This is a genomic window from Cupriavidus necator (assembly GCF_040578825.1).
GTDB lineage: Bacteria > Pseudomonadota > Gammaproteobacteria > Burkholderiales > Burkholderiaceae > Cupriavidus > Cupriavidus necator_E.
This window is the reverse complement of record NZ_JBEFLI010000006.1, coordinates 62,536-75,150: the sequence shown is the minus strand read 5'-3', so window position 1 is coordinate 75,150 and position 12,615 is coordinate 62,536. Positions and strand designations below refer to the sequence as shown.

The following is a 12,615-nucleotide window of genomic DNA, read 5'->3' as shown; positions in this document are numbered from 1 at the left end:
ACCGCGGCCCGCATCGCCCTGACCATCGATCGAGAGGACATTCCATGACCAGTGCCTTCCGCGCAGACGCCTTCGCCGGCAAGACCGTATTCGTCGCCGGCGCTTCCTCCGGCATCAACCTCGGCATTGCGCACGGCTTCGCGCGCGCCGGCGCGAAGCTCGCGCTGATCAGCCGCACCGCCGAGCGCATCGAAGCCGCGGCCGGCACCATCACCGCCGCGGGCGGCACCGCCATCGGCATGGCCGCCGACGTGCGCGACTACGCCGCGGTGGAAGCGGCCCTCGTCCGCGCGCAAAATGAGCTGGGCCCGATCGACGTGGTGATCTCCGGCGCCGCGGGCAATTTCCTCGCCCCGGCGGTCGGCATGTCGGCCAACGCCTTCAAGACGGTGGTCGATATCGACCTGCTCGGCACCTTCAACGTGTTCCGCGCCAGCTTCGACCACCTCAACAAGCCAGGCTCGTCGCTGATCGCGATCACCGCGCCGCAGGGGGTCAACGCGATGATGTTCCAGGCCCATGCCTGCGCGGCCAAGGCCGGCATCAACATGCTGATCAAGTGCCTGGCGATGGAATGGGGCCCGGCCGGCGTGCGCGTGAACGGCATTTCGCCCGGCCCGATCACCGATACCGAGGGCATGGCGCGGCTCGCGCCCACGCCCGAGGCCGAGGCCCGCTACAAGGCGCGGCTGGCGCTGCGCGACTATGGCACCAAGGACGATATCGCCGATGCCGCGCTATACCTGAGCAGCGACAACGCGCGCTACATCACCGGCACCATCCTCGACTGCGACGGCGGCAGCAAGCTGGGCGATGCCTCGGCGGACGCGCTGAAGAAGCCGTAATGGCGCCGGCACTCATTACCGCGAGCCACACGAATCAACGAACAAGGAGAGCACCCATGACAGCATCCGTCCTCTACCACGCCAGCGAAGGCGTCGCCACGCTGACCCTGAACCGGCCCGACGTGCTCAATGCGATGAACGCCGACCTGTTGCGCGAGCTGCGCGAGGGCGTCGAACGCGCCGCGGCGGACGCCGCGGTCCGCGCGGTACTGCTGACCGGCGCGGGCCGCGGCTTCTGCGCCGGTGCCGACCTGGCCGCGCGCCAGAGCGGCGGCAATGGCCTGGCCGATTCCGGCGCGATGCTGCGCGAGCGCTACCACCCGATCATCCTGGCGCTGCGCCAGATGCCCAAGCCGGTAATCACCGCGGTCAACGGTGTTGCCGCCGGTGCCGGCATGAGCCTGGCGCTGGCCGGCGACGTGGTGCTGGCGGGCCGCTCGGCCAGCTTCCTGCAGGCGTTCTCCAAGATCGGCCTGATTCCCGATGCCGGCAGCACCTACTTCCTGCCGCGCTACGCCGGCGAGATGCGCGCCCGCGCGCTCGCGATCCTGGCCGAGAAGATCGACGCGGAAGAAGCACACCGCATCGGGCTGGTGTGGAAGGTCCATGCCGACGAAGCGCTGCAGGAGGAAGCCGGCAAGCTGGCGCGCCACCTGGCTACGATGCCGACGATGGCCTACGGGCTGATCAAGGAAGCGCTCAACCGGAGCTTCGACAACGACCTGCCCGCGCAGCTCGAAGTCGAAGCCACGCTGCAGTCGCGTGCCAGCCGCAGCGAAGACTGCCGCGAAGGCGTGGCGGCCTTTGTCGAGAAGCGCGCGCCGAAGTTCACGGGCCGCTGAGCGTGTCTGACCGCGACTGAGCGCGACTGAGCGCAGACGCTACGCATGATCACCAACACTGAGACACCAGGGACCCTGCCCATGAGCGCCAGCAACGAACGTATTCTCGTCACCATCGAAGGCGGCGTCGCCGACGTGCGCCTGAACCGCCCCGACAAGATGAACGCCCTCGACCAGGCCATGTTCGATGCGTTGATCGAAACCGGCGAGCAACTGCGCCGCATGTCCGACTTGCGCGCTGTGGTCCTGTCCGGCGAAGGCCGCGCGTTTTGCGCGGGACTCGATATGGGCCGCATGGCGGGCATGCTGTCAGACGGCGGCGGCGAAGCGCAGAACGACAGCATCGGCGCCGGCCGCCTTGGCCAGCGCACCCATGGCATCTCCAACCGCCCGCAATACGCCTGCATGGTGTGGCGCGAGTTGCCGGTGCCGGTGTTCGCCGCGGTGCATGGCGTGGCCTTTGGCGGCGGCTTGCAGGTGGCGCTCGGTGCTGACGTGCGCTATGTCGCGCCCGACACCAAGATATCGGTCATGGAGATGAAGTGGGGACTGGTGCCCGATATGGCCGGCATGGTGCTGACGCACGGGCTGGTACGCCCCGACGTGCTGCGCGAGCTGATCTACAGCGCCCGCGTGCTGAGCGGCACCGAAGCCTGCGCGCTGGGCCTGGGCACTTATGTCGCCGACGATCCGCGCGCTGCGGCGATGGCAGCCGCACGCCAGGTCGCGCAGAAGAGTCCCGATGCGATCCGTGCCGCCAAGCGGCTGATGGCGGTGACCGAACGTGGCGACCATGCCGCGATCCTGCAGGCCGAGTCCGATGAACAGGACAAGCTGATCGGCTCGCCCAACCAGCGCGAAGCGGTGCTGGCCAATATGGAAAAACGCGCGCCGCGCTTCGATCCGGCGCGCTGAGGCGGTATCTCAGTGGTGGCGCCGCCGGCGCCACCACACCGCGTAGATCGCCACGTTGACCACCAGCACCACCAGCCCCAGCCATAGCTGCACCGCCGGCGTCAGCCCGGCCGGATAGATCAGCGGCAACAGGTAGCGCTCGACAAAGCCGCCGCTGTACCCCGCTTGCCCCGCGGCCTGGCGCAGCGTGTTCTCCAGCGGCGTCAGCGGACAGATCCAGCCCAACCATTCGATCAGCACGCCCCACACCGCGGCAGGCAGATGCACCCATGCGAGGCGCGGCCAGCGCAATACCAGCAGGCCGCCAGCCACCACGAACAGGATAAACAGTCCGTGCACGACAACGACGAGATCGGCCAGCCAGGCTGTCATCGGCATCGCGCCATCGCCTTTCAGTCCCCGTTCCCGGCAGCCATCCAGTAGCCAGGCCGCGCGAACTGCGCCTTCAGGTGTTCGATAAAGAAGCGGATCTTGGCGGGCACCGGCCGCTGCTGCGGGTACACCGCGAGGATGTCGTAGGCCGGCAGCGCATATTCGTCGAGCACCGTAATCAGCTCGCCGCTCTCGAGCTGCGGCAGGATCTCCCACGTCGAACGCCACCCGAGCCCCAGGCCCTCGCCGGTCCAGCGATGCAGCAGCTCGCCGTCGTTGCAGTCGAGGTTGCCGTTCACGCGCACGGTCACGGTCTTGCCGTTCTGGCTGAAGTACCAGCCGCGCTGCTGGCCGCCCTGCAGGTTGAACGCGAGGCAATTGTGCTGCGCCAGGTCGTCGAGCGTCTGCGGCACGCCGTACCTGGCGAAGTACGCCGGCGTGCCGCACACCACGCGCTTGTTCGACGCCAGCTTGATCGCGACAAAGTTCGGATCGATCGCACCGCCGATACGGATGCCGACGTCATACCCTTCGCGCACCAGGTCGACCACGCGGTCGGTCAGGTTGAAGGAGATCTGCACCTCCGGGTTGGCGGCGAGGAATGCCGGCGCGTGCGGCGCTACATGCTTGCGCCCGAACGCGGCCGGCGCCGACACGATCAGGTGTCCGGTGGCCTTGTGCTTGCCCTCGGCGATCAGCATCTCGGCGCGGTCCAGGTCGGCCAGCGCCTTCTTGCACTGCTCCATGAACACCGCGCCCTGCTCGGTCACGGCGATGCGGCGCGTGGACCGGTGCAGCAGCTTGACGCCGATGCGCGCTTCCAGCGCATTGATGCGGCGGCCGATCATCACCGGCGTCACGTTCTGCGTGAGCGCCGCGGCCGCCATGCTGCCGTGCTCCACCACGGCGATAAAGGCTTCGATTTGCTTGAGTTTGTCCATCTGATATTTCGTCTCCCGGGCGCCATTGTGCGGCATCGGCGCCGCTGTGGCATCCGGGCGGCGCTTATGAAGCAGATCGGGCGCGGCGCATGGCAGGCGGCGCATCGCGCCGCTGGCGGGCACAATGCCGCACTTCACGGGTGAATTCGGCGCAGGCGTGCGTCATCAGGTCGACCGAGCGGTAGACCAGGAACACGCGGAAATCGGGCAGCTCGTCCTGGATCGGCAGCGGCACCAGCTGGTCGCTGGCCAGCTGCAGCGGACCGCCGGTGCCGTGGAAGACAAAGTCCGACCACATGCTGATCAGGTCCGTGCGCGTGGCCAGCTGCAGCCCGAGCAGGTTCGATGCGCTTTGCACCACGCGGCGCGGCATCTCCATCCGGTGCAGCCGCATCAGGCTGGCCAGCGGGCTGCCGGCATCGTCGACCGGGTCCAGCACCAGCCAGTCGGCGTCCTGCAGGGGCCGCAGCCGGCGCGTGCGCCGCAGCGGGTGCCCGGCGCGCACCGCCAGCTTCATGCCGACCGAGAACAGCGGTTCCCATTGCAGCGAGGCCGAGCCGGGGCCGCTGTTGGTGGAAATCAGCCCGAGGTCCAGCCGCCCTTCACGCAGGCCCTCCTGGATCTGCTGCGGCCGCAGCTCAAAGGCGCGCAACGCCACGTTCGGGAAGCGTTGCCGGAATGCCGCCATGGCTGCGGGCAGCGGACCGCTCGACGCCACCGCGGTGAAGCCGATATTGAGCTCGGCCTCGGCGTGGCCGCGGATCGATTCGATATCCTCCAGCGCATGCCGCAGCTCCTGCTCGACCACGCTGGCGCGCTTGACCAGCGCCAGCCCATACGCGGTCAGGCTGACGCCGCGCACTGAGCGCGACAGCAGCGTCACGCCCAGCTCGCGCTCCAGCTCGGCGATCGCCTTGGACAGCGCCGGCTGCGAAATATGCAGCGCGCGCGCCGCCTCGTGGATGCTGCCATGCTCGGCCACCGCCAGCAGGACCCGCAGTTGATGCAGCTTCATGGTTTCCGCTTCCTGTTCCGTTGCCGTGCGCCGTGCCCCGGCGCGGCGCAACGTGCCCCATGCGCGGGCGCCGCGCGCCGGGGCGCTGCGTCGCGCACTTGCCCGCCGGACCCGCGAGTGCCAAGGCTTTGCCGCCCGCCTTCAGTAGTTATCCCGATACCGACCCGGCACCGGTTATGACGGTGATTCGATCTGGTTATCAGGATGAAAATATATGATTTTTTGTCCCGGCCCGTTTGCCTGAATACTCAGCGCCACAGGTTGCCAACCTGACTGCCGCGCGAGCCTTCTTGCCAGGCCTCGACCACACCGGTCCGCCGTGCGTGCAGCCCCCCACCAGTTCGTGGAGACCTTGCATGAACGACGCCACCCTCGCGACGCCTGCCAGCGTCGCGGCTCCCACCGCCGCCAGCAAACCCCGCAACCAAAGCCAGTTCCGCCTGATCGCGGCATGCTCGCTGGGCAATGCGCTGGAGATGTTCGACTTCACCGTCTACAGCTTTTTCTCGCTGCTCATCGGCAAGCTGTTCTTCCCGTCCGACAGCCCCTACGGCTCGCTGCTGCTGGCAGTTGCCACGTTCGGCATCGGCTTCGTGATGCGCCCGCTCGGCGGCGTGGTGATTGGCAGCTACGCCGACCGGCGCGGCCGCAAGGCGGCGATGACGCTGACCATCGGTCTGATGGTGGCGGGCACGCTGTGCATCGCGTTGGCGCCGCCGTATGCGTCGGCCGGCATCTTCGGTTCGCTGATGATCGTGGCGGGCCGGCTGCTGCAGGGCTTCTCGCTCGGCGGCGAGATCGGCGCCTCCACCGCGATGCTGATGGAGGCCGGCGGCGTCAAAGGCCGCGGCTGGCGCGTGAGCTGGCAGCTGGGCAGCCAGGGTATCTCGGCGCTGCTGGGCGCGCTGACCGGCGCCACGCTGTACGCGCTGTTGCCCACTGCCTCACTGGAAAGCTGGGGCTGGCGCCTGCCATTCCTGGCGGGCCTGCTGATCGCGCCGGTGGGACTGTACATCCGCGCGCATCTCGATGAAACCCACCAGGCCGACGCCCACGCGCCGAGCCCGCTGGGCGAACTGTTCCGCAACCACTGGGCCACCGTGCTCAAGGGCATCCTGGCGACGACCGCGGGCACCGCCACCATGTACCTGGTCGTGTTCTTCATGCCAACCTACATGATCCGCGTGCTGCACATGCCGGCCTCGCTGTCGTTCCTGTCGGGCTGCGTCACCGGGCTGACGCTGACGGTGGTGTCGCTCCTTGCCGGCCGCCTGGCCGACCGGCTCAGCGCGCGCAAGCCGCTGGTGGTCGCCTCGCTCGTGCTCAGCATGCTGGCGGTCTACCCGGCCTTCTGGCTGATCAATGCCTACCCGAGCGTACCGCTGGTGCTGTGCGTGTCGGCGCTGCTGACCGCGCTGGTCAACCTGGGCACCACGCCGATGTTCCTGATGATGCTGGAGATGCTGCCGGCCGGCGTGCGTGCCAGCGGCCTGTCGGTGATCTACAGCGTGGGCGTGACCGTGTTCGGCGGCTCGTCGCAGTTCATCGTCACATGGATGCTGGCGCGCACCGGCAATCCGATGTCGCCCGCCTTCTACATGCTGGTTTGCGGCGTGATCACGCTGCTGGCCGTGCTGCGCATCCGCGAGACCCGCGCGCATTGATCCGCATACACAACCGCCTGCACAACCTTTTCCGGAGACCGACCCATGACCCGTGCCCCGACACTCAAGCCGTTCCAGTACCTGCCGCATCTGCTGCCCGCCATCGACATCGACATCGAAACCTTCGTCGGCATCCGCCGCCAGATCCACGCACAGCCTGAGCTCGGCTTCGAAGTGGGCGCTACCAGCAAGCTGGTGGCCACGCTGCTGTCCGAGTGGGGATACGAAGTGCACACCGGCATCGGCAGGAGCGGCGTGGTGGGGCAGCTCAGGCGCGGCAGCGGCACGCGGCGCCTGGGCATCCGCGCCGACATGGATGCGTTGCCGATCGTCGAAGCCACCGGCCTGCCCTATGCCAGCCGCGCGCACGGCAAGATGCACGCGTGCGGCCACGACGGCCATACCGCTATCCTGCTGGCCGCGGCCAAGGCGATCGCCGACAAGGCCGACTTCAACGGCACGCTCAACCTGATCTTCCAGCCCGATGAAGAGAACCTGTGCGGCGCGCGCGCGATGATCGAGGACGGATTGTTCGAGCGCTTCCCGTGCGATGCGATCTTCGCGCTGCACAACATGCCGGGCGTGGCCGCCGGCACCTTCCGCGTGTTGCCGGGGCCGGTGAGCCTGTCGTCGGATGTCGCCGACGTGACTATCCGGGGTGTGGGCGGGCACGGCGCGATGCCGCACCGCGCACGCGATCCGATCGCCGCCGCGGCTGCGATCGTTACCGCGCTGCAGACCGTGGTGGCGCGCAATGTCGCGCCCGACGACACCGCGGTGGTGTCGGTCGGCTTTATCCGCGGCGGCGCCACGCACAATGTCATTCCCGAATCCGTGACGCTCGGCCTCAACGTGCGAGCGGCCACTCCCCACACGCGCGCACTGGTCGAGCAGCGCATCCGCGAGATCGTGGCGCTGACGGCGCAGGCGCATGGCGTCGCCGCCGACATCGACTACCGCCAGCTGACGCCGCCGATGGTCAATGCCGAGGCTGAGACGCAGCTGGCGCAGCGCGTCTGCACCGAACTGGTCGGCGCCGACAACGTCGTCACGCAGGCGCCCAAGGGCCTGAACGGCAGCGAGGACTTTGCCTGGATGCTGAATGCGGTGCCCGGCTGCTACCTGATCCTGGGCAATGGCGAAGGCGAGTTCGGCGGCTGCATGGTGCATAACCCCGGCTACGACTTCAACGATGCGGTGCTGCCGCTGGGCGCGGCAGCCTGGGTGCGGCTGGTGCAGACTTACCTCGTGGCGGCCTGATCAGCTTTCAGCCTGTGGCGCGACGGCCTGGGGCGTTGCGCCGGCGCGCCGGGACCGTCGCGCGCCCAGCTCCGCATTCATCTGCGCCGCCTCGCCCAGCACATGCGCCAGCCGCCGCAGCGGCCGGCTGCATTGCACGTGCAGGTAAAGGTAGAACGCCGCGCCGATGACGACCATCACGCCGTAAAGCCAAAGCAGCGCCCCGACCGCCTCCTGCCGCGGCAGCGGACGCCAGGCGCTGGCGACCACCACCGCGGCCGGCGCCAGCGCCAGCAGCAGCGCCACGGTACGCGCGGCGCTTTCCCACAGCCGCAACTGCAACACCACGCGCCGCTGTCGCGCCTGCAGCTGCAGCGGTGGAATGCGCGCGAGCTGGCGCAGCAGCGCATCCTCGGCGGCGCTGTGCCGGTCCATTTCGCTGGCCTGCCAGCGCAGCGGATGACGCAACCGGCCCAGCACCGTGCCGGCACGTGCGAGTCCGGCGCCGACATAGCAGGCGGCGGAAAGCGCCAGCTGCGCCTCGAGCACGCCCAGCGACCACGGCGGCACGGGGTGCTTCAGCCACAGCCGCCACACCGCCAGCGCCCCGCCACTCAGCAGCATCGCGACCAGCGCGACGACAAAGCCGAGCCAGAGCCCACGCGCGAGGCGGTTGGGCGGCGGCGGATCGTCGGCTGCCGGCGTTGGCGGCGACGCGCTGAGCGCTTCAAGCAGTTCGAAGGTGGACGGCAGCCTGGAATACATGGTCGGCGCGAGGGCGAGGAATGCCGACATTTTCGCCGCACATCGACGTGCCGGATAGTCGGCATGCTGCCGCTGGCCAAGCGTACCCACCGCTGCGCTGTGTGGCCCGAGCGGCACAACAGATATTCCATTGCATACACCGGCGTGCCATCGCGGACGGTCCGATACGGCTTCCAAGGCCAGATTGCTTACGCCAGGTATCGAATCAACTGATCGTCCTTCTGTTTATCCCACCCCGCTGCGGGCATAGGATCGTCTCCAACAGAAATCCCACCGCTAACTGGAGACAAAGATCATGGCGAAGATGAGAGCAATCGACGCGGCCATTGCCGTGCTGGAGAAGGAAGGCGTGACCACGGCGTTCGGCGTGCCCGGCGCCGCCATCAACCCGTTCTACTCGGCGATGCGCAAGTCGGGCAATATCAGCCACGTGCTGGCCCGCCACGTCGAGGGCGCCTCGCACATGGCCGAGGGCTACACCCGTGCCGAGCCGGGCAATATCGGCGTCTGCGTCGGCACCTCGGGCCCCGCCGGCACCGACATGATCACCGGCCTGTACTCGGCCTGGGCCGATTCGATCCCCATTCTCTGCATCACCGGCCAGGCCCCGCGCGCGCGCCTGTACAAGGAAGACTTCCAGGCCGTCGATATCGAATCGATCGCCAAGCCCGTGACCAAGTGGGCCGTGACCGTGCGCGAGCCGGCGCTGGTGCCGCAGGTGTTCCAGCAAGCGTTCCACATCATGCGCTCGGGCCGCCCGGGCCCGGTGCTGATCGACCTACCGTTCGACGTGCAGGTCGCCGAGATCGAATTCGATCCCGAGACCTACCAGTCGCTGCAGCCGTACAAGCCGGCCGCCTCGCGCGCCCAGATCGAGAAGGCCATCGCCATGCTCAACGCCGCTGAGCGCCCGCTGATCGTCTGCGGCGGCGGCGTGATCAACGCCAACGCGTCTGAGCTGCTGGTCGAGTTCGCCGAGCTGGTCAACGTGCCGGTGGTGCCGACGCTGATGGGCTGGGGCGTGCTGGCCGACGACCATCCGCTGCAGGCCGGCATGGTCGGCCTGCAGACTTCGCACCGCTATGGCAACGCCACGCTGCTGGCCTCGGACTTCGTGATGGGTATCGGCAACCGCTGGGCCAACCGCCACACCGGCAGCGTCGATGTCTACACCAAGGGCCGCAAGTTCGTGCATGTCGATATCGAGCCCACCCAGATCGGCCGCGTGTTCGGTCCGGACCTGGGCATCGTGTCCGACGCCAAGGCCGCGCTGGAGCTGTTCGTCGAAGTCGCCCGCGAAATGAAGATGGCCGGCCGCCTGCCGAACCGCAAGGCGTGGGTCGCCGACGTGCAGAAGCGCCGCCGCACCATGCAGCGCAAGAGCGACTTCGACAACGTGCCGGTCAAGCCGCAGCGCGTGTACCGCGAGATGAACCAGTACTTCCCGCGCGACGTGCGTTATGTCAGCACCATCGGCCTGTCGCAGATCGCTGCTGCGCAGTTCCTGTCGGTCAACCAGCCGCGCCACTGGATCAACTGCGGCCAGGCCGGCCCGCTGGGCTGGACGATTCCCGCCGCGATCGGCGTGAAGACCGCTTCGCCGGATTCGGATGTGGTGGCGATCTCGGGCGACTACGACTTCCAGTTCATGATCGAAGAACTGGCCGTGGCCGCGCAGTTCAAGGTGCCGTACATCCACGTGGTGGTGAACAACTCCTACCTCGGCCTGATCCGCCAGGCGCAGCGCAACTTCGAGATGGACTACTGCGTGCAGCTCGCGTTCGACAACGTCAACGCGCCTGAGCTGAACGGCTACGGCGTGGACCACGTCAAGGTGGTCGAGGGCCTGGGCTGCAAGGCGATCCGCGTGTTCAAGCCCGAAGACATCGCTCCCGCCTTTGCCGAAGCACGCGACCTGATGGCCGAGTTCTCGGTGCCGGTGGTGGTCGAGGTGATCCTGGAGCGCGTGACCAATATCGCGATGGGCACCGAAATCGACAACATCAACGAATTCGAGCCGATCGAGGATATCGAGGAAGCGGACGAGGCCATCCTCAACGAAGAAGTGGAAACGGCGTAAGACCCTTCCCGCCCCCTGCAGGACCAGCACGTCATCCCCGCGCCAGCGGGGATCCGGTGTCTTTCAAAGACACCGGGTTCCCGCTTGCGCGGGAACGACGAACAAAAACCAAGTCACAGGAGATGACACATGACCAAACTTGCGGCCAACCTGACCATGCTGTTCAACGAAGTCGGTTTTCTCGACCGCTTCGAAGCCGCCGCGCGCGCGGGCTTCCGCGGCGTGGAATTCCTGTTTCCCTATGCGTTCCATGCGGACCAGATCGCTGACCGGCTGAATCGCTTCCAGCTCGACCTGGTGCTGCACAACCTGCCGGCGGGCAAGTGGGAAGCGGGCGAGCGCGGCATTGCCTGCCATCCGGATCGCGTGGGCGAATTCCAGGACGGCGTGGGCGAGGCCATCAAATACGCCAGGGTGCTGGGCGTGCGCCAGCTGAACTGCCTGGTCGGCATCCTGCCGCAGAACGTCAGGCGCGAGCAGGCGCAGGAGACGCTGGTGGAGAACCTGCGTTTCGCCGCCGGCGCACTGGCTGCCGAGCAGATCGACCTGCTGGTCGAGCCGATCAATACCTTCGACATCCCCGGCTTCTTCCTGTCGCGCACGCAGCAGGCGCTGGACCTGATCACGCAGGTCAACGCGCCCAATCTGTACGTGCAGTACGACATCTATCACATGCAGCGGATGGAGGGCGAGATTGCCAACACCATCAAGGCCAACCTGCCGAAGATCAAGCATGTGCAGCTGGCAGACAACCCCGGGCGCAACGAGCCCGGCACGGGCGAGCTGAACTACCAGTTCCTGTTCAAGTTCCTGGACGAGATCGGCTACACCGGCTGGATCGGCTGCGAGTACAAGCCGAAGACCACCACCGAGGCCGGGCTGGGCTGGCGCGCCGCGCACGGCGTGCAGTGACCGCTGCGGTAACCCTGCGGTAACCCGTTACCACCTACGCCAATCAAGACAGACTTAATCTCATACAAGGAGACACCACAATGGCAACCAATCGCAACGTCGGCTTCATCGGCCTGGGCATCATGGGCGCACCGATGGCGGGCCACCTGCGCGCCGCCGGCCACACGCTGTTCGTGCATGACGTCAACCCGGCCCCGCAAGCGCTGGTCGATGCAGGCGTGACCGTCTGCACCAGCGCGGAAGAAGTCGCCAAGCGTGCCGACATCATCGTCATCATGGTGCCGGACACCCCGCACGTGGAAGCGGTGCTGTTTGCCGACAAGGGCGTGGCCGCCGCGCTGAAGGCCGCGGGCAAGGAAGCCAGCTACGGCAAGATCGTGGTCGACATGAGCTCGATCTCGCCGATCGCCACCAAGGACTTTGCCGCGCGCATCAACAAGCTGGGCGCTTCGTACCTGGACGCGCCGGTGTCGGGCGGTGAAGTGGGCGCCAAGGCTGCTTCGCTGACCATCATGGTCGGCGGCCCGCAGGAAGCGTTCGACCAGGTCAAGCCGCTCTTTGACCTGATGGGCAAGAACGTCACGCTGGTGGGCGGCAACGGCGACGGCCAGACCACCAAGGTGGCCAACCAGATCATCGTCGCGCTGAACATCCAGGCCGTGTCCGAAGCCCTGCTGTTCGCCTCCAAGGCCGGCGCCGATCCGGCCAAGGTGCGCCAGGCGCTGATGGGCGGCTTTGCGGCTTCGCGCATCCTGGAAGTGCACGGCGAGCGCATGGTCAAGCGCACCTTCGATCCGGGCTTCCGCATCGAGCTGCACCAGAAGGACCTGAACCTGGCGCTGCAGGGTGCCAAGGCGCTGGGTGTGGCGCTGCCCAACACCGCCACGGCGCAGGAACTGTTCAACACCTGTTCCGCCAACGGCCTCGGCAAGCAGGACCACTCGGCCCTGTGCCGCGCGATCGAGATCATGTCTAACCACCAGATCGCCAAGTAAGCAGCACCAACGTCGTCCCCGCCCCGCGGG

The 12,615-nt window shown here is 67.5% G+C and carries 12 protein-coding genes; 8 read left to right on the top strand and 4 right to left on the bottom strand.

The annotated features are described in order from the left end of the window. Positions 1–44: 44 nt before the first annotated feature. The 3 genes from AB1I47_RS05315 (at position 45) to AB1I47_RS05305 (ending at position 2,602) form a co-directional block, all read left to right on the top strand. Positions 45–845 (top strand): SDR family oxidoreductase, encoded by an 801-nt coding sequence (locus tag AB1I47_RS05315; protein WP_354682725.1) that lies wholly within the window; start codon positions 45–47, stop codon positions 843–845. Between the two features lie 56 nt (positions 846–901). Continuing rightward, entirely contained in the window at positions 902–1,687 is a 786-nt protein-coding gene (locus AB1I47_RS05310) for an enoyl-CoA hydratase-related protein (RefSeq protein ID WP_354682724.1), read from the top strand. An 81-nt stretch (positions 1,688–1,768) separates the two neighbouring features. Beyond that, positions 1,769–2,602, top strand: a complete 834-nt coding sequence (locus tag AB1I47_RS05305; RefSeq protein ID WP_354682723.1) for a crotonase/enoyl-CoA hydratase family protein — start codon at positions 1,769–1,771, stop codon at positions 2,600–2,602. A 9-nt stretch (positions 2,603–2,611) separates the two neighbouring features. On the opposite strand, the gene AB1I47_RS05300 is transcribed toward AB1I47_RS05305, so the two are convergent. From AB1I47_RS05300 to AB1I47_RS05290, 3 genes are all read right to left on the bottom strand, one after another. Next, positions 2,612–2,980, bottom strand: a complete 369-nt coding sequence (locus tag AB1I47_RS05300) for a DUF2784 domain-containing protein (protein WP_354682722.1) — start codon at positions 2,978–2,980, stop codon at positions 2,612–2,614. Positions 2,981–2,994: 14 nt separating this feature from the next. Then, positions 2,995–3,915: a LysR family transcriptional regulator gene (locus tag AB1I47_RS05295; RefSeq protein WP_354682721.1), complete on the bottom strand. Its 921-nt coding sequence runs from the start codon at positions 3,913–3,915 to the stop codon at positions 2,995–2,997. A gap of 64 nt (positions 3,916–3,979) precedes the next feature. Next, positions 3,980–4,930 (bottom strand): LysR family transcriptional regulator, encoded by a 951-nt coding sequence (locus AB1I47_RS05290; protein ID WP_354682720.1) that lies wholly within the window; start codon positions 4,928–4,930, stop codon positions 3,980–3,982. A gap of 356 nt (positions 4,931–5,286) precedes the next feature. Between AB1I47_RS05290 and AB1I47_RS05285 the strand changes: the two genes are divergently transcribed. Together AB1I47_RS05285 and AB1I47_RS05280 are read left to right on the top strand one after the other, a co-directional pair. Further along, complete coding sequence (locus tag AB1I47_RS05285; protein WP_354682719.1) at positions 5,287–6,594, top strand: MFS transporter; 1,308 nt, start codon at positions 5,287–5,289, stop codon at positions 6,592–6,594. A gap of 45 nt (positions 6,595–6,639) precedes the next feature. Further along, complete coding sequence (locus tag AB1I47_RS05280; protein ID WP_354682718.1) at positions 6,640–7,854, top strand: M20 aminoacylase family protein; 1,215 nt, start codon at positions 6,640–6,642, stop codon at positions 7,852–7,854. Here the strand turns inward: AB1I47_RS05280 and AB1I47_RS05275 are convergent, their stop codons facing one another. Beyond that, positions 7,855–8,598, bottom strand: coding sequence for a hypothetical protein (locus tag AB1I47_RS05275; protein WP_354682799.1), 744 nt, complete (start codon positions 8,596–8,598; stop codon positions 7,855–7,857). Between the two features lie 295 nt (positions 8,599–8,893). Between AB1I47_RS05275 and gcl the strand changes: the two genes are divergently transcribed. From gcl to glxR, 3 genes are all read left to right on the top strand, one after another. Next, positions 8,894–10,678: a glyoxylate carboligase gene (gene gcl / locus AB1I47_RS05270; RefSeq protein WP_354682717.1), complete on the top strand. Its 1,785-nt coding sequence runs from the start codon at positions 8,894–8,896 to the stop codon at positions 10,676–10,678. A 129-nt stretch (positions 10,679–10,807) separates the two neighbouring features. Next, positions 10,808–11,590, top strand: a complete 783-nt coding sequence (gene hyi, locus AB1I47_RS05265) for a hydroxypyruvate isomerase (RefSeq protein ID WP_354682716.1) — start codon at positions 10,808–10,810, stop codon at positions 11,588–11,590. An 80-nt stretch (positions 11,591–11,670) separates the two neighbouring features. After that, positions 11,671–12,585 carry a 2-hydroxy-3-oxopropionate reductase gene (glxR, locus tag AB1I47_RS05260; RefSeq protein WP_354682715.1) on the top strand — a complete coding sequence of 305 codons (915 nt, stop codon included), beginning with the start codon at positions 11,671–11,673 and terminating at the stop codon, positions 12,583–12,585. The last annotated feature ends 30 nt before the right edge of the window (positions 12,586–12,615 follow it).